Origin of the sequence: Amycolatopsis sp. NPDC050768 (assembly GCF_040654155.1) — a bacterium.
Taxonomy (GTDB): Bacteria; Actinomycetota; Actinomycetes; order Mycobacteriales; family Pseudonocardiaceae; genus Amycolatopsis.
Map to the genome: position 1 here is coordinate 1 of NZ_JBFAHL010000042.1, position 21,123 is coordinate 21,123.

Annotated in this window: 18 protein-coding genes and 1 pseudogene; 11 read left to right on the forward strand and 8 right to left on the reverse strand. The window is 70.5% G+C overall.

Going from position 1 to position 21,123, the window contains the following annotated elements:
• Window positions 1-91: 91 nt before the first annotated feature.
• Window positions 92-286, reverse strand: a pseudogene (locus AB0H62_RS50695) (transposase); the annotation flags it as partial.
• 198 nt (window positions 287-484) lie between these two features.
• Entirely contained in the window at window positions 485-892 is a 408-nt protein-coding gene (locus tag AB0H62_RS50700; protein ID WP_360592962.1) for a transposase, read from the reverse strand.
• A 285-nt stretch (window positions 893-1,177) separates the two neighbouring features.
• Here AB0H62_RS50700 and AB0H62_RS50705 point away from each other — a divergent pair, with 285 nt between their 5' ends.
• Window positions 1,178-2,167: a zinc-binding alcohol dehydrogenase family protein gene (locus AB0H62_RS50705; RefSeq protein WP_360592963.1), complete on the forward strand. Its 990-nt coding sequence runs from the start codon at window positions 1,178-1,180 to the stop codon at window positions 2,165-2,167.
• A gap of 127 nt (window positions 2,168-2,294) precedes the next feature.
• Here the strand turns inward: AB0H62_RS50705 and AB0H62_RS50710 are convergent, their stop codons facing one another.
• On the reverse strand, window positions 2,295-2,771 hold the full coding sequence (locus AB0H62_RS50710) for a nuclear transport factor 2 family protein (protein ID WP_360592964.1): 477 nt from the start codon (window positions 2,769-2,771) through the stop codon (window positions 2,295-2,297).
• Between the two features lie 179 nt (window positions 2,772-2,950).
• Here AB0H62_RS50710 and AB0H62_RS50715 point away from each other — a divergent pair, with 179 nt between their 5' ends.
• Window positions 2,951-3,847, forward strand: a complete 897-nt coding sequence (locus AB0H62_RS50715) for a helix-turn-helix domain-containing protein (protein ID WP_360592965.1) — start codon at window positions 2,951-2,953, stop codon at window positions 3,845-3,847.
• A 593-nt stretch (window positions 3,848-4,440) separates the two neighbouring features.
• Here the strand turns inward: AB0H62_RS50715 and AB0H62_RS50720 are convergent.
• From AB0H62_RS50720 to AB0H62_RS50735, 4 genes are read right to left on the reverse strand one after another with little or no spacing between them, the layout of a single operon-like run.
• Window positions 4,441-4,749 carry a chromate transporter gene (locus AB0H62_RS50720; RefSeq protein ID WP_360592966.1) on the reverse strand — a complete coding sequence of 103 codons (309 nt, stop codon included), beginning with the start codon at window positions 4,747-4,749 and terminating at the stop codon, window positions 4,441-4,443.
• A complete protein-coding gene (locus tag AB0H62_RS50725) occupies window positions 4,749-5,129 on the reverse strand; it encodes a VOC family protein (protein WP_360592967.1) in 381 nt (126 codons plus the stop codon). Before AB0H62_RS50725 ends, AB0H62_RS50720 begins: the two co-directional genes overlap by 1 nt.
• Window positions 5,126-5,860, reverse strand: a complete 735-nt coding sequence (locus tag AB0H62_RS50730; RefSeq protein WP_360592968.1) for an ArsR family transcriptional regulator — start codon at window positions 5,858-5,860, stop codon at window positions 5,126-5,128. The genes AB0H62_RS50725 and AB0H62_RS50730 overlap by 4 nt, the downstream gene beginning before the upstream one ends.
• A gap of 34 nt (window positions 5,861-5,894) precedes the next feature.
• Window positions 5,895-6,107, reverse strand: a complete 213-nt coding sequence (locus AB0H62_RS50735) for a DUF6223 family protein (protein WP_360592969.1) — start codon at window positions 6,105-6,107, stop codon at window positions 5,895-5,897.
• Between the two features lie 437 nt (window positions 6,108-6,544).
• Between AB0H62_RS50735 and AB0H62_RS50740 the strand changes: the two genes are divergently transcribed.
• From AB0H62_RS50740 to AB0H62_RS50750, 3 genes are all read left to right on the forward strand, one after another.
• A complete protein-coding gene (locus AB0H62_RS50740; RefSeq protein ID WP_360592970.1) occupies window positions 6,545-7,654 on the forward strand; it encodes a histidine kinase in 1,110 nt (369 codons plus the stop codon).
• On the forward strand, window positions 7,651-8,307 hold the full coding sequence (locus tag AB0H62_RS50745; protein WP_360592971.1) for a response regulator transcription factor: 657 nt from the start codon (window positions 7,651-7,653) through the stop codon (window positions 8,305-8,307). The genes AB0H62_RS50740 and AB0H62_RS50745 overlap by 4 nt, the downstream gene beginning before the upstream one ends.
• A gap of 506 nt (window positions 8,308-8,813) precedes the next feature.
• Entirely contained in the window at window positions 8,814-9,350 is a 537-nt protein-coding gene (locus AB0H62_RS50750; protein WP_360592972.1) for a YrhB domain-containing protein, read from the forward strand.
• 541 nt (window positions 9,351-9,891) lie between these two features.
• On the opposite strand, the gene AB0H62_RS50755 is transcribed toward AB0H62_RS50750, so the two are convergent.
• The gene (locus tag AB0H62_RS50755) at window positions 9,892-10,119 is read right to left on the reverse strand and encodes a hypothetical protein (RefSeq protein WP_360592973.1); all 228 of its coding nucleotides are present in this window, start codon (window positions 10,117-10,119) and stop codon (window positions 9,892-9,894) included.
• 511 nt (window positions 10,120-10,630) lie between these two features.
• On the opposite strand from AB0H62_RS50755, the gene AB0H62_RS50760 reads away from it, so the two are divergent.
• The 6 genes from AB0H62_RS50760 to AB0H62_RS50785 form a co-directional block, all read left to right on the forward strand.
• Window positions 10,631-13,954 (forward strand): DUF4132 domain-containing protein, encoded by a 3,324-nt coding sequence (locus AB0H62_RS50760; protein WP_360592974.1) that lies wholly within the window; start codon window positions 10,631-10,633, stop codon window positions 13,952-13,954.
• Entirely contained in the window at window positions 13,951-15,021 is a 1,071-nt protein-coding gene (locus tag AB0H62_RS50765) for an AAA family ATPase (RefSeq protein WP_360592975.1), read from the forward strand. The genes AB0H62_RS50760 and AB0H62_RS50765 overlap by 4 nt, the downstream gene beginning before the upstream one ends.
• 13 nt (window positions 15,022-15,034) lie before the next feature.
• Window positions 15,035-17,284 (forward strand): DUF5682 family protein, encoded by a 2,250-nt coding sequence (locus AB0H62_RS50770; RefSeq protein ID WP_360592976.1) that lies wholly within the window; start codon window positions 15,035-15,037, stop codon window positions 17,282-17,284.
• The gene (locus AB0H62_RS50775) at window positions 17,281-18,381 is read left to right on the forward strand and encodes a VWA domain-containing protein (protein ID WP_360592977.1); all 1,101 of its coding nucleotides are present in this window, start codon (window positions 17,281-17,283) and stop codon (window positions 18,379-18,381) included. The genes AB0H62_RS50770 and AB0H62_RS50775 overlap by 4 nt, the downstream gene beginning before the upstream one ends.
• Entirely contained in the window at window positions 18,381-20,255 is a 1,875-nt protein-coding gene (locus AB0H62_RS50780) for a hypothetical protein (RefSeq protein WP_360592978.1), read from the forward strand. Before AB0H62_RS50775 ends, AB0H62_RS50780 begins: the two co-directional genes overlap by 1 nt.
• Before the next feature lie 432 nt (window positions 20,256-20,687).
• A partial coding sequence (locus AB0H62_RS50785) for an aldehyde dehydrogenase family protein (protein WP_360592979.1) occupies window positions 20,688-21,123 on the forward strand: 436 nt, incomplete at its 3' end.

The following is a 21,123-nucleotide window of genomic DNA, read 5'->3' on the forward strand; positions in this document are numbered from 1 at the left end:
ACAACCCCAGGCCTTTCATCTGGACCAAGACCGCCGCTGAGATCCTCGAGTCACTCGCCAACTTCTGCCGACGAATTTCTGACGCAGGACACTAGGAGAGGTCTGACAAAGCTTTTGTCCAGGTGATCACGGCGTGGAGGACTACCGCGGAGCGGTAGACGATGGCCAGCTTGTCATAGCGGGTGGCCAGGCCGCGCCATTGCTTGAGCCGGTTGAAGCCGCGTTCGACGACGTTGCGGCCGCGGTAGTCGACCGAGTCGAACGCGGGTGGGCGACCACGGCGAGGGCCCCGGCGTTTCCGGTGCCCGGTCTGATCGGCAGGCTCTCCGCAGGTGCCGCATCAGGTGCGGGAACATCGGCGCATCGCCGGACTGCCCGGGACCGACCAGGACCACCAGCGGTCGGCCGCTTCCGTCGACGAGGTGATGGACCTTCGTGCTCCAGCCTCCGCGGGAACGGCCGATCGCGTGATCAGGCGGCTCGGTCAGCGGAACCGTGTAATTCGACCCAGCCCCCCGCGACACGCCTGACGTTGGTGGCATGCTGATTCGCCCGCGCGATCAAGGAATCCCGACACAGCCCAGCCGATCTGCCCGGCCGCATCCGCCGCGGTCAACAGCCGCTGCAGCACCATTTCCCACGTGTCGTCCCCGGCCATCCGGCGATGCCAGGTCCAGATCGTCTGCCACGGACCGAACACCTCAGGCACATCCCGCCACGCGATCCCACACCGATACCGATAGAGAATCCCCTCCACCATCGCCCGCGCATCCGAAAACGGACGACCACGCCTTCCCGTCCGGAGCGGGAGAAGTCCCTCGATCAACGCCCACTGCTCGTCCGACAACAACTGAAACCGAGACACGACGACAACATCCCAGCCACCACACACGATGTTTGTCCGACACGCCCAAGGCTCCGTCCGCCGCCGGCCACCCGCTCGACTGCGGCCACTACCTCGCCGAAGTTGTCAGCGGCACTGCGTTCGATCGGCCTTGAGCGGAACCCGACGGAGGCCCTCGGCCGGGTCCCAAGGTCGGCCTTCCGCGCACTCGAAAAGTAATAGGTGAAAGTGTTATGATTATGTCTATCCGGTTCGGGTGGCCGGAGCGCCACGGCCGGGGCCGGTAGCCGATGGCTGTGGTGCACAGCGACTTCCAGTCTGAATGAGGTGCCCATGCGTGCTATGCAGTTCGATCAGTTCGGTGACTACGACGTGCTGAAACCGGTCGACGTCCCCACTCCGGAGCCCGGCCCCGGGCAGGCTGTTGTCCGGATCACGTTCGCGGGGGTGAACCCGCTCGATGACACGGTGCGGCGAGGGAAACTGCCGGCGGCTGCCGTCAAAGCGTTGCCGCTGCGGCCCGGTTGTTTCGGGGTCGGCGTGCTGGAGGAGCCCGGCGGTGCGGCGCTGCCCGCTGGGAGCCGGGTGGTGCTCAGTGGTGGCCGCTACGGCGTCGGCGCGGACGGGTCTTGGGCCGAGTACGTCGCGGTGGCCCCGGAGCACCTTGTGCCGGTGCCGGATCAGGTCGACGATGTCGCCGCGGCCGCTCTGACCGGCGGCGCCGGTCACCTCACTGCGTACCTGGCGTTGACCGAGCTCGCGAACTTCCGGCCCGGGCAGACTGTGCTCGCGCCTGGTGTCGGTGGTGCGGTCGGACAGGGTGGTGTTGACGTCGCCCGCGTGCTCGGCGCGGGAAAGGCGATGACCACGGCCACGAGTTCCGCCAAGGCGGCGCTCGGGCGGGAAGCGGGGTTCGAGGTGATCGACCTGTCGACGGAGTCGCTGCGAGACGGCGTCCACCGGATCACCGAAGGCAAAGGCGTGGACGTGGTGCTCGACGGCGTGGCCGGGCCGGTGACCGGTGAGGCGCTCTCCGCGCTCGCGGTGGACGGCACCTTGGTCAGCATCGGCTACGCCGCCGGAACCCGCGCTGCGATCGACGTCACGGACCTCATCTGGAAGAACGCTCACGTGCACGGCTTCCGGTTCGCCCTATTCAGCCCCGCACAAGTCAACACCGCGAACGCGCACCTGCTCGACCTGGTCGCCGCCAAGGAGATCGCGCCCGTCGTCGACAAGATCTTCCCCTTGGAACAGGCAGCGGAGGCTCAGCGTCACCTGATGGAAGGGAGTCCCTTCGGTCGGGTACTGATCGCGATCTGATCGATCTGTCGCGGACTCAGGATCGGCCCCGACGATCTTCTGAGGATCGTCGGGGCGTCCTGGTGCATCGGGGTATCCAGACTCTCCCGTCCCGACATCGCGTCGCGCTGGAAGGGCTGCGTGGTGATCAGGAGAAGTAGGAGTCGAATTGCTTGACGTCACCGAGGTTGGCGTCGACGGCGGATACCTTGCCGTCGCGGCTGATCGTCAGCACGTTGACGATGTCCTCATCAAGGGTTTTGCCATTGTGGCGTCCGGTGTCGTGGAGTTCGACCGCGACGGTGTCGGCGCCGAAGGTGAGCTCGCGCACCGAGATGGTCAGGCTGTAATTGGCGAAGGTGTCCGCCAGCTTCAGCACAGCGCCTCGGCCGACGGACCGGCCGGAGACGACGCTGTCTCCGGGGATCGTCCACGTCATGTCGGGAGTGGTGACGGCGATGATGCCCTGGTGGTCGTCGTGGGTGATCGCCGTCGCGAACCTGCCGACGATCTGCTGCCGCTGCTGGTCGCTCAGTGGGGGAGCAGTTGCTTGATCGGCGGAGGGAACGAGGGTCGCGGCGAGCGCGCAGATGCCGATCGGTGCGATCGCGAAGCTGAGATTCATTGAATTCCTCGAGGTCGTCGCTGTAGTGAATGACATGATCGTAATAGCTTTACCTATTACTCGTGCGACGTTGCCCCTTACGAAATCGTGACGCCGCAACCGCGCAGCCCCGGGGCCAGCGAGTTCACGGTCGGCTCACCCGGAGAAGGTCCGCGGCGCGTTCCGCAATGGCGTAGACCGTGGCGTTGGTGTTGGCCGACGGAATCTGGGCCGCGGAGGGCGATCGTCCGCTGCCGGAGCATGCGCCCGCGGCATTGCGGAAAGCCGCCGAACTGGCCGCGCCGCACCTGGCCCGGCACCAGGAGGGCCACCGCGCGGAACGGGCGTGGAGCGGGCAGCTCGTGCGCTCACTGCTGGAGGGGCGCGGCTTGCTGCACCGCCACGCCGACGAGCTGGGCCTCCCGCGCGACGGCGCGTTCACGGTGCTTGCGTTCGCGCCGCAGTCGGAGGACAGGCCGGCCGAGGAGGTGTGGGACCGCATCACCGACCACATCGCGCTGGCCTGCGAGGCGTTTCGTTGGCAGGCCGCGGTCGCACGGGTCGGGCGCGTGGTGTTCGCCGTGCTGGCGGGTGCGGAGGACGCGCCGGTCGATGGCCCGGAACGACTGGGCCGCGATGTCGTCGGCCGCTCGGTTCCTGCGCTGCGCGGACCGTTGTGCGGCGCCGCGAGCAGCACAGGGACGGGTCTCGGCGCGCTGCCGCGCCGCCGCGTCGAGGCCGAGGACGCGCTGGGCATCGTCCGCTGCGGGGAGCAGCGGTTCGCGACCCACGATCAGGTGCGTGCCGAGGTGGTGCTGCGTGAGGTCCGCGAGTTGCTCGCCCAACGTGATGAACTGCGCCTGCCGGGTCTGCGCGCCCTGCGAGCCGAAGATGCTCGCCGCGGCAGCGATCTCGTGCTGACGCTGCGCGAATACCTGCGCGTCGGCGCTCAGGCACCGGCGGCAGCGCAGGCCCTGGGCGTGCACGTGACCACGCTGCGCTACCGCCTGGGCCGGGTGCAGGACGTCTCGGGCCTCGACGCCGACCCGGCTACGCGGCTCGTGTGCGAACTGCTGCTGGGACTCGACTCCCCGTGAATCACGCGGTGGTCAGCCGAGTCCGAAGTGCAGCGTGAACCAGTCCCGCACCGCGACGGAGGCGACGGCGAAGCCAGCGCCGGTGTAGGTGGCGAAGTGGCCACCCGGGACGAAGCCGGCCTTCTTGGGCTCGGTCGTGTCGTCGAACGCCGAAGCGGCGAGGTTGCCGCCGGCGGCCGTCTTCGCTACCGATGATCATGAGCATCGGCGTCGGTGTGATGAGAGGCAGGCACGGCCGGACTCGTAGCCGAGCAGCATTTCGGGCCTGTGCAAGGTGAACTTCGTTGTGCCACTTCGGCGCGATTGTCCGGTGGGCTTCGCTGACCCACTCGTGAATGTCCGGCGTGAGAATTCCGGCCACCTGTCACGGGTCCGTGCCGATCACGGGGATCATCGTCGCGGGCCAGCCGGCGGCGCGGTCGCGGTGGTCGTCGGCGAAGCGCTGCGGGGCGATGACCTGTCTTGCGCCGATTGCTGGGGGCGGCCGGGTTCGACCTGAGGCTGCAGCTGGTGTCGTGGAGGCTGCGACGTATAACGATCTATTCGTCACTGCAGAGGCCGTCCAGGTCTTGCGGAAGGAGAGCATCACCGGCTCAGCTGGCCGACGACGACGAGTCTCCGGGTCGGTGGCGGCCAGTGTCGCCGCGCACCTGCCAGGCGGTGAAGATCGCCAGCTGGGTGGAAGCCGGGCCGGGCAGCAGGTTGCAGGCCGCGATCGCGTCCTCGAACTCCTGCTCCGACAACCATTTCCGCCGCTGCACGCACAACGCGCGCAGCAGGGTGATGTGCGTCGGCGGCCCGCCGAATCCGATGCACCCGATCCGGCTCCATTCCGCCAGGACCGTGCTGAGGCCCGGCGCCCTGTCGAGTGTGGACGGTTGGGAGGCGGTGTCGTCGGTCATCAGGTGGCGGGCTGGAACACTTCGACCGGGTTGCCGGATGGGTCGTCGAACACGATCTGACGGCCACCGGGGCCGGTAACGACGTCGCTGCGGAACCTGACTCCGGCCTCGCGCAACCGGGTGACCTCGGCGTCGATGTCCTCGACGATGAGATGGATGCGGTTCCAGCCGCCCGGGCCGGGTGTGGTCCCGTCGGGCATCGGCCTCCCCGCGGAACTGGCCGGGCCGCTCAGGAGCAGCCGCAGATTCCCGCGGGTCACGTCCGCGAACGTCGGAACCGCGTTCATGCGCGCGGTGAAGCCGAGGGTGGAGGTGTAGAAGTCGAGGGCGGCTTGGACGTCGTCGACCAGATATCGAACGCTGACCAGATCTGTGGTCATGGCTTGTTCACCTCTCCGGGAATGGTTTTCACCAGGAAGTCGATCCGGGTGTCCAGTTCCGCGGCGACACGGCGGAACGCCGGGTAGCCGTCCGCTTCGCGAGCCGGGTCGGGGATGCTCCAGTGGATCATCCGTGGTCGCCCGGGGAACGTCTGGCTGACCTCGCGGACGCGGTCGCACAGGCTGATCACCCAGTGGAAACGTCGCTGCCGGACCGAGTCGAGGTGCGTCGGTTCGTGGGTGAGCGTGATGCCGTAGTCGGCCATTGCCCGCACTGCGTCCGGGTGTAACGGCTTGGGGCGGCTGCCCGCGCTCGCCGTTTCCGCTCCGGTGCGGTGCCGAAGTAGCGCTGCGGCCATCGGAGATCGGCCGCTGTTGCCGGTGCAGAGGAACAGCACTCGCGGCTTGGCCGGTTTCCGTTCGGTGCGCGGGGTGACGAGGCTGGGATGCAGCGCGGTCCCGGCCTCGGCGAACGCGTCGGCGCAGCGCTGCAGGTCGAGGTGGTAGTAGGTGTCGCGCCCGTCGAAGTTGCTTCGCCGCGCGGTGACCAGCTCCGCCGCCCGGAGTTTCCCCAGGTGGTAGGACACCAGGTTCTGCGGCTGGCCGACCGCGTCGACCAGCTCCCGTACCCGGCGGTCGCTCTGCGCGAGCTCGCGCATCAGCTGCCAGCGCAATGGGTCGCCGGCCAGCCGCACGAACGGCGGTGGTTCGGACGCATCAGCGGTCGGCACGCGGCCGACGATACATCAACCTGGTTTGATGTATCTACCGTTGAGGCCGGCTGGTCATCTGGTCGGCCGGCGAAACGGTCCGACGGGTGCGAGTCATCGCGAGCCCGCCGAGCACCAATGCGATCAGCCCCTGCACTACAGCCGCAGCGCCACCGACCACGCCGTTGCCGGTGCCGGGACCGCCGTCGGCGACAACCAGGTTCACCGCGCCGCCGACCGCGGCGATCAGCCCCGACGCCAGGGCCACGATGGCTCTTCTCTCCTCCGTTGCCGATACGGCGGATGGCGCGGGCCCGAGCCCGGCCGCCGATGATCGTGCCGATCAGGCCCAGCAGTGCGGCCGCGGTGGCCCAAAAGCGCGCGGCCGTCAGGGTGTAGGCGCCCACATCGGCTGCCTGGACCGAGACGTGCGCGGGCAGCCGGTGTGGCCACCAGGACAACCCCGAGTAGAGCGGCTGCGGGAGCGGCGAGCAGGTGGCGGGCGGACATGAGGTGCTCCTTCTTCTCCGAAGACGGGACGTCGTCGAGCATGTCCGCCGGGTCCACCGCGTGTCGTCGTGCGGGCGCAGGCAAGTCCCGCTGCCGCGCGCGCCGCAGGAGTCGCGGAACTACTACGAGTGCGGTAGTGCGTGAATCCTCTTCGTGCACGAGTCGCTCGCGCGGATGTCCGGTTAGGGTGCGGGGATGAGCCGCGGACGGATCGTGGACGGCGTGATCGCCGTCGGTGTGGCGGCGGCGCTGCTGATCGCCGGGCGGTCCGTGGAGCACCTGCCCACGGATCTCGACCCGCTGGGGTACGCGCTGCTGGTCGTCGGCGGTCTTGTGCTAGCCGCGCGCCGCCGGGCGCCGATCGCGGTGCTGGCGGTGACGGCCTCGTGCGCGGTGGGGTACCAGACTGTCGGGTTCGAAGTGCCCGTCGTCGCGTACCTGTTCGCCGTGTACGCCGCGGTCCGGGCCGGACACCGCGTCGCCGCGGTGGCGGCTTCGGTGCTCATGCTGCTCGCGGTTCCGCTCGCGCTCCTGGCGTCGGGTCTGCACGACGCCGGCGAGGCGTTCACGCAGTCCCGCGACGTCCTCCAGCTGGCGTGGCTGATCGCCGCCGGGGCGGCGGGGGAAGCGTTGCGGCAGGCCGAGCGCCGGGCGGACGAGGCCGCGCGCACCCGCGAGGAGACCGCACGCCGGCGCGCCGACGAGGAGCGGCTGCACATCGCGCGGGAACTGCACGATTCGCTCACCCACCAGATCTCCGTCATCAAGGTGCAGGCCGAAGTCGCCGTCCACCTCGCCCGCAAGCGGGGCGAGGACGTGCCGGACGCCTTGCTGGCGATCCGAGACGCCGGTCGCGAGGCGGCCCGGGAGCTGCGCGCGACGCTGGAGGCGCTGCGCGACGACGACAAGAAGCCGCCGCACGGAGTCGACGACGTCCCGGAACTCGTCCGCCGGGCTCGGGCCGCCGGCCTTGACGCACAGCTGACGATCGAAGGCAATTGCGACGACGTGCCGGCCGCGGTGGACCGGACCGCCTATCGGATCGTCCAGGAGTCGCTGAACAACGTCGCCCGGCACGCCGCCGCGGCCACCGCGTCGGTCCGGATCGACTACCGGCCCGACACACTGGTCATCCGGGTCGACGACGACGGTAAGGCCACTGTGGACACTGCGTCGGAGCCGGGCGTCGGCCTGCTCGGGATGCGCGAGCGCGTCTCGGCCCTCGGCGGGCGCCTCCGGGCGGCACCGCGCAGTGAAGGCGGCTTCGGTGTCCAGGCAGAACTGCCCGTGGACCACTCGGCATGATCCGTGTCCTGCTGGCCGACGATCAGCCGCTCATCCGCAGCGGGTTCCGCGCGCTCCTCGACATCGAGGACGACATCGAGATAGTGGCCGAGGCTGCTGACGGCCGCGAGGCGGTCGCGCTGGCGCTGGCGCACCTTCCCGACATCGCGATCCTCGATGTCCAGATGCCGGGCGTCGACGGCATCGAGGCGACCCGCCGTATCGCCGCGGACCCGGCACTGGCGGGTGTGCATGTCGTCATCCTGACCAACTACGGCCTGGACGAGTACGTCTTCGAAGCTTTGCGCGCCGGCGCAGCCGGGTTCCTCGTCAAGGACATCCGGCCGGAAGACTTCCTGTACGCCGTGCGCGTGGCCGCGCGGGGTGACGCCCTGCTGGCGCCGTCGATCACCCGCAAGCTGATCGACCGCTATGTCACCCGGCCGCCGACTCTCGGCGCCGGACTCGCGGAGCTGACCAACCGAGAGCGCGAGGCTGTCGCTCTCGTCGCGCAGGGCCTGTCCAACGACCAGATCGCCGCCCGGATGGTGATCAGCCCGCTGACCGCCAAGACGCACGTCAACCGGGCGATGGTCAAGCTCCACGCCCGTGACCGCGCCCAGCTCGTCGTGTTCGCTTACGAATCCGGTCTGGCAGCCCCAGGAAACCCTTAATCCAGAGCCGGTTCGGAGCCGGGACACCCCCGCGGCACGTCTGCCCCGGCCGCGGCGGCGCGAGAACCGTGAGTCCGACAGCACGAACCGCGTCTGTTCGCAGCGCGTCGCCGGCCAGGCGTCGCCGCCGTAGGGGAGGCTGGACCACCATCGCCTCATCGTGCGGCACGCGTGCGCCGTGGCGAATCGCCCATCGGTGGTCACTTGTGGACGTCCATGGTGCCTGAGCCGAGGTGAGCGTGGACGACGGGGGAATCGGTGGAGTGACGGATCCACGCCGTGTTCCCGCCGGCGTCAAGCACGTATCAGTTTGTGCAAGAGACTCAGGTGGCTTTGCGCTGCCATTTTGGCATGATCTCCCCAAACACGGGAGATATCCCACCTGTAGGGGTTCAAGTCCCCGTCGTGGCAGCGCACGGTTTGGATGTCCTGGTCCTTCTGGCGCTGAGAGGCCTCTCGAGTTCCGGTCGTGGGCAGTGCACAAGTCGGCCCCTTAGTCTGTTGCCATGGTGTCGAAGGCGTGGGCCGTTGAGGTCGTGGAGCGGCATTTGGCCAAGTGGGTGGAGGACGGCGGGCCGACGCTGGTAGTCATGGACGTCAGTCCGCATCGGTTGGGTTGGGTGGTCTCGAGTCAGGGCGAACGCTACCTGCGCACTCGTAACATCGCAGACATGGTGGTGGGCCACGGGCCTTTCCTGGTCGATGGGTTGGACGGCAGCCTGCACCAAGTGCACGCGACCGCTGATCTCGAGAATGGTGAGTGGATCGAGGAGTACCTCGAACAGGTTCGTGGGGTCGAACGTGTTGATCCGATGCGGTCCCGAATCGCAGAGCTGCTCAATAGCGGTCAGCGCATCGAAGCGCTCAGACTTGTGCGGGCGGAGGCATCTGATCTTGGAGCACAAGGGGCCAAGGAGTACGTCGAGGCCGTGGCGGCTGGGGTGCCCGTTCCTGATCACGTACGCTCGCGCTTGCCTCAACCGCCGGTCAGGCGCACGGTACGTTGGGCTTTGTCCGCGCCGAACCGCGAGCCGCGCGAGTGACGGCCGAAGCTTGCCTCCTCGCCACCCCACTTCTAGACCCAACACAACCCCACCCGTCAGGGACGCCGCAGGAGGTGCGGCTGCCGCGCGGAACGGCACGGCCTATCGCCGTCAAGTAGTCAGACGCAGACGTGTGGTTAGTGCGAAATTCTCGGACACTTAATTGCCCCACCGGCGCGGGGAGGCTTCGGGTTCAAATAATGAGAACCTGCGGGTCATCGGAGAAGTTGCAGGCGGTTAGGCAAAGGTGCAAGATCGTCCGGCGAGTCCGAACCCTGGAACGCCGGGCCACGGCAATCACCAGCCCCAGGTCAGTGTCGGCGCCGTCCGTCAAGCGCCGACACGGCTCTCGTCACCGAGCACGACTTCATCACCGCTCACCAGATCCGCGTAACCGCGCCGACCAAAGACAGCGCGCGTCGCCGCGGGACCGCACCCCAACCCCGCCGACGCACGCTGGGGCCGCCGCCAACGACTCCTCCGGCGCCAGCCGGGGCGCCGCGGTCGGTGAGAGGGCGGCGCATGGCGTTGCGGCAGTCGATCAGCACCAGCAGGTGCCCGCGCAACTCCTCCTCCGCTCGTCCGGGTCATCGAGCGGGCGGCCTTTGAAACGCTTGCAGTAGAGCGGTTTGTCCAGGTTGGACAGAACAAGGTTCCGCTCGCCGAGGTGGAAGGTTACGTTCTTCTCCGGCATCGGCATCGGCATCGGCATCGCGCGGTGCACGCGCGGGCACAGTCGGCTGGCGACGGAGTCGGTCTCGGCCTCCACGACGGCCTCGACCGCACCGGTTCGCTCCTATCTGGCCGGCCACGCTACCTTCGGGGTCTGCGGCGACCATCAGACTGATGGGTGGTTTGAGTAGATCCCAGTGGTCATTCGGGGCGTAGCCGGCGATCAGTGGTGCCACGACCAAGACCGCGACCTTCCGAAAATCACGATCAGCTCCACCGGGTGCAGTATCCGCACCAGGCCCGGCGCATCGCGGTACCTGGACCCGACGGCACCCGCCCCATTGCAGGAGCACCTTCCTGTCTCCGCGAAGGCGTCCGCACCGACTGGATCGGCCGCCAGGGACGATTGAACATCGAAGGGCGTCCAGTCGTGGACAGCCGTCGAAGCTGTCCATGGCGTTCGTCGCCACAGCGCCCGGATGCACCGCATGCTCTGCGGCGATGTCACCGGCAGACACTGTGTTTGGCCGTGCACCAGCCGACGCGACCGAAACTGTCGGAGCCTCCCCGTAGTCTGCGGTCGATCACTCGGACACTGGGGGACACAGGTGAGCGACAGCAGGCAGCCCGAAACCGGACTGGGCGCCGACGAGACGACCTTCCGGCCGGAGCCGGCCTGGGAGCAGTACGTGCACGTTCGGCGGGGTGGCTGGTTCTGCAAGGAGGTCGAGCTCGACCAGGGTGCGGTCGGCTACTGGCAGACCGTGCTCGAGGAGCTCGATCCGGGCGCCGAAGAGGCGCTCGGGCTGCCGGACAGCGACGCGGCGGTCGTCGCGGGTGTCCGCCGGGTGCGGGCGGGGGAGGCGGACGAGCTGGGTGCCGGTGCGCTGGCGATCCTGCGCGTGGACGGCCTGAGCTGGGACAGCGACGAGCGGCACGAGACCTGGCGGTTGGCCGACGCCTGGGTTCTGCGCCACGGTCTTGCCTTCGCCGTCCGGGCGGCCACCGCGGCCGCCCGGATCGACCACCACCGCCACTACGGGCAGGCGTCGGTGCGGCTGCACACCGGTTCCCGGATGTCCCTGCACGTGACGATGCAGCCGCTGTTCCGGCGGCTGCGGTCGATCCTCGCCGCGGCGGCCGAGGCCGACTACGAGGCCGCGACGCTGGCGCTCGCGGCGAACCGTACGCAGTTGGCGGCCCGGGTCGCCGCGTCCTATCTGGTCCCGACCCGCACCGACTGGACGGACGAGTTGATCTCCGAGATCGAGGGCGTCGACCCCTACAGGTTCGACTGGGGCGGGGTTCTGATGTCCCTGCGCACCCCGGAGCAGGTCGCCGCTGTACAAGGCGAGCACGTGAACTGGAAGTTCGCCGACGTAAGCGTCCGTTGCACGGTCACCGACGCGCTGGGGCCGGCCATCGCCGCGTCGCTGGCCCGGGCGATCGACGGCGATCCGAACGGCGGTGACTCGCGCAAGGAAATGCTGCGCTTCCTTGCCGGCCTGCCCACCGACACGGCGTTCGGGTTGCTCGTGGCGCGGCTGGGCCAGAAACACGTTGCGCCGGTCGTCGCCGAGGCGTTGGCGCGCTTCCCGGCGCGAGCGGTCCGGTTGCTGGCCGAAGCCGCCACCGGGCGGACGAAAACCGCCGACGCCGCCGGGTTCCTGCTGCGCAGTCATGTCCGTACTCACCCGGACATCGTCGCCGAAGCACTTCCGCGGCTGCCGGACGAGCAGCGCGCGGTGGTGGAGAAGGCGATGTCCGACGCCGACCGGTTGCCGGAGGCTCCGCTCGCGTCGTTGCCGCGGGTCTTGGCGGCTCCGCCGTGGACGAAGAAGCGTGCTGCCGGCAAACCCACTGTCCTCAGCGGACTCGAGGCGCACGCCGAGCCGAAACTCCTGTGGGAGCCGGGTGAAGAAGCCAGGTGGGCGGGCGACCTCCGGTCCGGCGGCAGAACGGACTGGGCGAAGGAGATCGCCGCCTACGAGGACGGAAGGCGCGCGACGTGGACCGAGTCGCGGCTGTTCGTCAACGGCCCGATGGCGTGGGTGGTCGAGAACCTGCCCCATTGGCGGCCCAAGGACGTCTGGGGTGCCGAGAACTGGGGTCGGACGCTGCTCGGCCGGCACGGCCTGCTCGCCTACCGGCCGATCGTCGCGGCGGTGACCGCCCACCCCGGCCACGGCGAACTGCTCCTGCCTCTGTCGAGCCCGGAGATCGCCGAGCTGGTGGCGGATTGGTTCGTCCGGCTGAAGTCGGCCCGCTCGGTCGCTTCGGCCTGGCTGGGCCGGCACCCGGACGACGCAGCGAGGTACCTCGTCCCGCCCGCGCTGGGGACGGCCGGGGCCCGGCGGCGCGCTGCGGAGGCGGCACTGCGCCAGCTGGCTCGACAAGGACATGGCGAGGTCATCGCGCACGCCGCGGCGGGCCATGGCCCGGAGGTCGCCGAGGCGATCGGCCGGTTGCTGGCCGCCGATCCGCTCGACGTCCTCCCCGCGCGGATCCCCGTGCCCGGTGCCTGGGCGAACCCTGCCACACTGCCGCAGATCCGCTTGCGCGACGGCGGCCACGCGCTCCCGGAAGCCGCGACCGGGCACGTGATCACGATGCTCGCGCTGTGCCGGCCCGATGAGACCTACGCCGGAGTGCCGTACGTCCGGGAAACCTGCGATCCGAGGTCGCTCGCGGAGTTCGCGTGGGCGTTGTTCCGGGGGTGGGAGGGCGCCGGGTTCCCGGCCAAGGACGGCTGGGTGCTGACCGCGCTGGCGCTGCTGGGCGACGACGCCGTGGTGCGTGAGATGAGCCCGCTGATCCGCGCGTGGCCGGGCGAGGGCGGGCACGCGCGGGCGACCGCGGCGCTCGACGTGCTCGCCGGCATCGGCACCGACGTCGCGCTGACGCACTTGAACTCCATCGCGCAGAAGGTGAAGTTCAAGGCGCTCAAGATGAAGGCGCAAGAGAAGATCACTGCCGTCGCCGACGGGCTCGGCCTGTCCGCCGACCAGCTGGCCGACCGCCTCGTCCCGACACTGGGGCTCGACGAAGCGGCCACCGCAGTGATCGACTATGGCCTGCGCCGGTTCGTCGTCGGGTTCGACGAGCAGCTCAAGCCGTATGTCACCGACCAGGACGGCAAGCCCCGCAAGGCGTTGCCCAAGCCGGGCACGAAGGACGACGCCGAGCTGGCCGAGGCCGAGTACAAGCGGTTCGCCGCCCTGAGGAAGGACGTGCGCACCGTGGCCGCCGACCAGATCGCGCGGCTGGAGGCGGCGATGGTGCTGAGCCGGCGCTGGCCCGTCGCCGAGTTCGAGCAACTGCTCGCCCGCCACCCGCTGCTCTGGCACATCGTGCGGCGGCTGGTCTGGCGCACCACGGCGGGCGAGACGTTCCGCTGCGCGGAGGACCGCACGTACGCCAACGCCGAGGACGACGTCTACGTGCTGTCCCCGGATGCCGAGGTGGGCATCGCGCACCCGTTGGACCTGGGAGCGGAGCTGGCGACGTGGTCGGAGGTGTTCGCCGACTACGAGATCCTGCAGCCCTTCGCGCAGCTCGGCCGCCCGGTGGCCGAACTGGACGACGCCGAGCGGGCCGCGACCACCCTCAAGCGCTTCGAGGGCTTGAAGGTGCCGGTCGGCAAGGTGCTGGGCCTGACGAAACGCGGCTGGGTGCGCGGCGAGCCGCAGGACGCCGGGGTGGAGTGCTGGATCCTGCGTCCGACCCCCGGCGGCGCCGCGGTGGTGGTCGACCTTTCCCCGGGCATTGCGGCCGGTGACGTGAGCTGGGAGCCGGAGCAGGAGCTCGGGAAGATCTGGCTGGACGACGCCGGCGGCAGTCATTGGCGGTCCGGTGAGGGCCGGCGGTTCGGCGAGCTCGACCCGGTGACGGCCTCCGAACTGCTCGGCGAGCTGAACGGGCTGACCCGATGACCGCGAACCCGCAGCGGCCGCCGGCCGAAGTCCGCTACGCCGACGAGCTGGCTCGGCTGCGCGAGCAGGACACCGCGCCGCGTCCGCCGGGCTGGGCGCTCAGCCTGGCGGCGGCGCGCCGGTTCATCGTCGGCGACGAAGCCCAGGGCATCGGGCGCAAGTTCGTCGGCGACCCGTCGCTGATCGACCGTGCGCTGGTCACGTTGGCCACCAGCCGCGGGCTGATGCTCGTCGGTGAGCCGGGCACCGCGAAGTCCCTGCTGTCGGAGCTGATCGCGGCGGCCGTCAGCGGGGATTCGACGCTGACTATCCAAGGCGGCGCGGCCACCACCGAGGACCAGATCAAGTATTCGTGGAACTACGCGCTCCTGGTCGCCGAAGGGCCGTCGACGCGCTCGCTGGTGCCGGCGCCGATGCTGCGCGGGATGCGCGAGGGCGCCCTCGTGCGGTTCGAGGAGATCACGCGCTGCCCGCTGGAGGTGCAGGACTGCCTGCTGTCATTGCTGTCCGAGCGGGTGCTGGCGATCCCGGAGCTGCCCGGGGAAGCGGGCATGGTGTTCGCCGCCGAAGGATTCAACGTCATCGCCACGGCCAACACCCGTGACCGCGGCGTCAACGAAATGAGCGCTGCCCTCAAGCGCCGGTTCACCTTCGAGACGGTGTTCCCGATCGCGGACTTCGGCACCGAGCTGGATCTGGTCGAGCAGGAAGCGACCGCGCTGCTCGCACGGTCCGGGGTCGAGGCCCCGCCACGCCGGGATGTGCTGGAGGTCCTGGTCACCACCTTTCGCGAGCTGCGTGGCGGATCGGCCGGCGACCGGGTGTCGGCGGTGATGAGCACGGCCGAAGCAGTGTCGGTCGCGCACGCGGTCGGTGTGCGGGGTTGGTACTTGCGCGGCGAAGCGGGTACTCCGGCCGACGTCGTGGCCTGCCTGGCCGGCACGGCGGCGAAGGACAACGCGGACGACCTGGCGCGGCTGCGCCGCTACCTCGAACAGCACGCGGCCCGCCGCGGCGCCGAGACCTGGCAGGAACTGCACCACGCGCGGCACCTGCTGCCGAGCTGAAGGAGAGCGGGGCATGGGAGCGGTCTTCCTCGGCGTTCGGCACCACAGCCCGGCGTGCAGCTGGGCGGTGGCGTCGGCCGTCGCCGCGCTGCGGCCCGCGTACGTACTGGTGGAAGGGCCGTCAGACGTCAACGACCGGCTCGGTGAACTGCTGCTCGGGCACGAGCTGCCGATCGCGATCCACACGAGCTACCGCGACGAGCAACGCACCCGTTCGTCGTGGTCGCCGTTCTGCGATCACTCACCCGAGTGGATCGCCCTCACGGCGGGCACCGAGGCCGGGGCCGAGGTGCGGTTCATCGATCTGCCTGCCTGGCATCCGGCGTTCGACGGGTGGGACAACCGCTACGCCGACGCGGAGTTGCGCTATGCCGAGGTGGTCCGCCGGCTCTGCTCGGAGTTCGCGGTGGACAACCCCGACGCGCTCTGGGACCACCTCTTCGAAGCCGCTCCGGACGAGGACCTGGCCGAGCGGCTGAGCGCGTACTTCGACCTCTTGCGAGGGGCGGCCGAGGCGAGCGAGCGCGACCAGGAGCGCGAGGACTACATGGCTTCGTGGGTTCGCGCGGCGGTCGCCGACGCGGGGGAGCGGCCGGTGCTGGTCGTCACGGGCGGGTTCCACGCCGCGGCGGTGCGGCGGCTGGCCGCGAGTGGCGGCACCGCCTGGCCCGAGGTGCCGCAGCGGCCCGATGCGGCGAGCTACCTCGTGCCGTACTCGCACAAGCGGCTCGACGCGTTCACCGGCTACCAATCAGGCATGCCCTCGCCCGGCTACTACCAGCTGCTCTGGGAGCGGGGTCTGGCCGGCGCCGGTCGGGGGCTGCTGGAAGCTGTTGCCCAGCGGCTGCGCAAGCGGCGCCAGCCGGTGTCCACAGCGGACCTCATCGCGGCCCGCACGCTCGCCGACGGCTTGGCGAAACTGCGCGGGCACGACCACCCCGCCCGGGTCGACGTTCTCGACGGCTTGCTCGGAGCCCTGGTCGCCGACGACCTGACCCAGCCGCCGCCGTGGACTGTCCGCGGACCGCTGCAGCCGGGCGCCCACCCGGTCGTGGTCGAGATGGTGGCCGCGCTCAGCGGGGAACGCGTGGGCCGGCTGCACGCGGACACGCCGGCGCCGCCGCTGCCCGGCTGGGTCGCGGCGGAACTGGCGGAGCTGGGCCTGGACGGCGCCGGTCCGGTCCGGCTGGAGCTGACCGGCGCACCGGGCCGGCGCGCCAGCCGGGTGTTGCACTGCCTGCGGCTGCTGGGGATTCCCGGCTTCGACCGGCAGTCCGGTCCGGCCGGCGGCGCGGATCCGGTGGTCGTCGAGACCTGGCGGCTGACCCCTGGCGGCGGCCGCCTGCCCGCCCTGATCGAGGCGGCCGCGTACGGCGCGACGCTGCCCGAAGCGGCGTTGGCGGTGCTGCACGAGCGCATGCCCGGCGCGGATTTGCAAACGTTGGCGGGCGTCCTGTTCGACGCGGCGCTGTGCGGGGTCCCGGCCCTGCCCGAGTCCGTTGTGGACACGTTGGTCGCGGAGGTGGGCCGGGCGGACGACCTCGCGCCGCTCGGCGGCGCGCTGGGCACGGTGCTCGCTTTGTGGCGCCACGACGAGCTGTTCGGTCTCGCGGGCAGTCCGGCGGCGGCCGCGGTGCTGCGGGTGGGCGTCAACCGGGCCCTGTGGCTGGCCGAAGCCGTGCGCGGTGGCCCGGCCCCTGCGGAGCCGCACCGGCTCGCCGCGGTGGTGGCGGTGCGCGACACGATCCGTCACGCCGAGCACGTCCTCACGGCGGACCGCGCGACGGCTGCTGCGGTCGCGACCCGCGTTGCCGCGGACGCCGGCGTGCCGCCCGACCTACGTGGCGCCGCGACCGGCCTGGCCTGGTCACTGGGCACGGCCCCGGACCCGGAACGGACCCGGGCCGCGGTGCGGGACATGGCCGCACCCGACACCATCGGCGACTGGCTCGCCGGGCTATTCGGCATCGCTCGCCAGGAAGTGCTGGAGTCCGATGGTGTGCTGGGCACGCTCGACGAGCTCGTGGGCGAGCTGACGGAAGCCGAGTTCCTGATCGCCTTGCCGGCGTTGCGCCTGGCCTTCGGCTACTTCCCGCCCGCCGAACGGGAGCGGATCGCCGAGCGGCTACTGGCCCGCCGCGGTCTCCGCGGGTCAGGGCGCGGCCTGGTGCGACCCGGTCGGGTCGACCCGCTGGTGGTCGCCGAGGCGATGGCGTTGGAGGCCCGGGTGGACGCCCGCTTGGCCCGGGAGGGGCTGGCATGACCGATCTCGAACGCTGGCGGCTGATCCTCGGGCAGCCGGCGGAGCCGGCGACGGGTGGGCTCGACCTTGTCGGGGCGCGTCGGGACGCGGCCCTGTCGTGGCTCTACGACCGCGATGAAGAGCTGGCCGAGCGGGACGTGCGCGGCGGCTCCGGTACGTCCGTCTTGTCCACGGTGGACTGGCTCGACGACGTGCACCGGCTGTTCCCGCGCGAGACCATCGAGCGCCTGCAGCGCGACGCGGTGGAGCGCTACGACATCACCGAGATCGTCACCGACCCTGACGTGCTGGCCCGGATCGAACCGAGCCCGGCGCTGCTGCGGGCGGTGCTGCGTACCAAGCGCCTGATGAACCCGGACCTCCTGGCGATGGCGCGGAAGCTGGTCGAAGCCGTGGTGCGGGACCTGCTACGACGGCTGACTCCGGAGCTCCACCAGTCGTTCACCGGAACCCGGTCGCGGCGCCCGAGCCGCCTCAAGCAGGCGCGCGACTTCGATTTCCACCGGACGATCCGGGCGAACCTCGGGCGCTACCAGCCCGCCGAGCGGCGGCTGCTCATCGACAGCCCGAAGTTCGCCTCCCGCACGCGCAAGCATCTCGAGCGGTGGCAGCTGATCCTGCTCGTCGACCAATCCGGGTCGATGGCCGGCTCGGTGATCCACTCGGCGGTGACCGCGGCGTGCCTGTGGGGCCTGCCCGGGCTGAAGACGCACCTGATCACGTTCGACACCGCGGTCGTCGACCTCACCGAGGACGTCACCGACCCGGTCGAGCTGCTGATGAAAGTCCAGCTCGGCGGCGGTACGGACATCGCGAAGGCCGTCGCCTACGGCGCCGGGCTCATCGAGAACCCGCGGCGCGCGATCGTCGTGGTGGTCAGCGACTTCTTCGAGGGCGGCGACGAGTACCGGCTGGTGCACGACGTGCGCAAGCTAGCCGAAGCGGGCACGCACGTGCTGGCACTCGCCGCGCTGGACGAGGAAGCGAGCCCGGTGTACGACCGCGCGCTGGCACAACGGCTGGCCGACGTCGGCGCGCACGTCGGCGCGATGACGCCCGGGATGCTGGCGGAGTTCGTCGCGGAACGGCTCGGTTGATGCGGGCCGACCTCCTCGCGCTCACCCCGGACGCGCTGGCCGCACTCGCCAACCGCGGACTGGTCAAGCGCGCGCAGAAGGACATCGACGCCGGCCACGGCCCGGTCGTCGAAGCCGTGGAGACCGGTGAGGTGCACGGCCGGTTCGCAGACGGCATCGAGGTCGTCTTCCCGCCGGAAGGCGCACTCGACAGCGCGGCGTGCACCTGCGGCGCCCCCGGCGTGTGCCGTCACCGGATCGCGGTCGTCCTCGGCTACCAGCGCCAGCCCGCCGCGGCGCCGGAGTTCACGGCGTGGTCGCCGGGTGAGGTCGGCGACGACGTCCTGACCGCCGAATTCGGCGCGCGGTCGTTGACGGCGGCCCGCCGCGGGTGGCGAGCCGGGCTGGCCGCGCGGCTGCGCCGGCCGACCGCGACGGATCCGGTGGCAGTGGCCGAACTGCCCACGGCGACTGTCCGGTTCCTGGTGCCCGGCGAGCTGGGCTACGCGCACACCGACGCGACGGACCGGGCACAGCAGATCGCGATCGCGGTCTGGGCGTTCCGGGAGGCCGACGCGCGCGGCCTGGCCGGTGATGACATCCGGTTCGCGGTCGGCGGCCCGAGCACGGCACGGGTGGCGTCCGGGCCGGCGCTCGAGGTCGTCACGCGAGTGCTGTCCGAGGGGGTCGCGAATACGAGCCCGGTGCTGCGCGCGTCGATCGGCCGGATTGCCGACGATCTGGGAAAGTCCGGGCTGCGCTGGCCCGCGGCGGCGATGGCGGAGCTCGGCGAGCAGCTGGACGCTTATGCCGCCCGCAGCGCCAAGCACCGGATGGAGCGGTGCGCGGAGTTGTTGGCGGAACTGCCGGCGCGGTTCCGGGCGACTGGCGCACCGGCTTTGGTCCTGGGCACGGACGAGCAGGCGGAGACGAGGCTGCGAAGGATCCGGCTGATCGCGCTGGGCGCGCGGGTGCGGGGTGCGCCAGGAGAGCGCGTGGCGGAGGTCTACTTCGCCGGCGACAGCTCGGTGCTGGTGCTGAAAGCGCGATGGGACACCGGTGAAGAGCCGGTGGCCGGGCACGAACTGGCCGGTCGCCGGATTGCGGGCACGACGCTGGGGGCGCTGGCCACGTCGAATGTGGTGTCGGAAACGGCGGTGCGCAGCGCCAGCCGCGCTCTGAGGCTGGGCACAGCCCGGATCGGCACGATGTCGGTGACCCCGGTCGGCGCGGCATGGGACGACCTGCCGTCGGTGGTCCGCGACTTCGCGGCAGCAGCCGAGCAGCTGGCGGACCTGCCACCGAAGCTGGTCCGGCCGCGCGTCGAAGCCGAGGACGTCGCGGTGGTGGAGGTCGCCGAGGTGTGCGAGCTGGGCTACCACCCGGGCGCTCAGCGACTGGACGCGGTGATCGCGGACGCCGCGGGGACCCGGGCCCAGATCACGGCCACCCACAGCGGAATCTGCCCGGGCCGCCTCGACGCGTTGCACCGCGCTTTGGCCTCGGGCCCCACCCGGATCAGCGGTGCGCTGCGCCGAACCGGCAGCAAGCTGCTGATCGAACCGCTGGCGGTGCGCACGGAGGCCGGAGTGCTGGTCCCGGACCTGGCCGCCGACGATCGCACCGAGCTGCTGGGGCCATCGCCCGCAGTGGATCAGGACCCGCTGAGCACGGCGCTGGGCGCGGCGGAGTCGGTGCTGGCGGAGGCAGCGCACCGAGGACTCTCGCACGCGCCCCCGACGTTACGCACCCGAGCCGAGCAGACCGCAGCGGAGTTGGCCGGCGTGGGCTTGCGTGCGATGGCGGTGGCGATGACGAACCTCGCCACGGAGTGGACGGCGGAGTCCTGGACGGCGGCACAGACCCGAATGCTGACGACGGCGGAACTCCGCTGACGTACGCCCAAGGAGGTGCGCGCCTGCCGAGCCGGCGGGCAGGCTGATGGTGCCCGACGGACACGATCGTGTCCCTGACGGGCGCTCAGACCATTCGTCGGTCCCGGCTCGAGTAGCAGATCGGAGCGCTTCGGCGGCCGGCGCTGTCACGAAAGCTTCTGGTCAGTGGCGAAACTCGGTGTGGGGTTGTGGGTCAGCTCGGTCCTCGGACACACAGTCAGCTCCCTGACCAGCGAGTTTATATCAAGGAGTCTCATCGTCTTCGACGAAACGCCTGGTCAGTTGCATGGGGGTTCAAGACCCTCAGGGATGACCACGCTGATCAGATCGCCGGCCCGGTTTCAGCGGTCGAATCGAGAATGCGTACCTGGTGTATCGCGGGTTCTCCATGATCGATCGAACTGTGCTGCCTTGCCATCCGTCGGCAAGACAATGCTTGTTCTGGTCGGGACGTCGCGCCGACGGGCAGGCAATACCGTCACGGTTCAACCCGTTGGCGAGGGCGCGATCGCCAACGACTCGGCCGTCGGGCTGGGCGGCTCGGTGCGGACCACCGGTCCAGTGCGCGGACAGGCAGTCGCGCAAAGGGTCCAGACCGGCGCGATCGGCGTCAACACCTATCCGGTCGACCCGGCCGCGCCATTCGGCGGTGTCAAGGATTCCGGTCTCGGGGCGCTATCTCGGTCCCGAGGGCTTGGCTGCGTACCAGGCGGTGCAGCCGATGTACTTGCTCGCCTGACGACGTCGGGGGGGGGCCCCGGGGGGGGGGGGGCCCCCCCCCCCCCCCCCCCGACGAAAAACCCTACGGGGGCAAACGGAGAAGGCGGAGGCCCCGCGGGGCAAGAAAAAGGCCGCGGGGTGGGGCCCG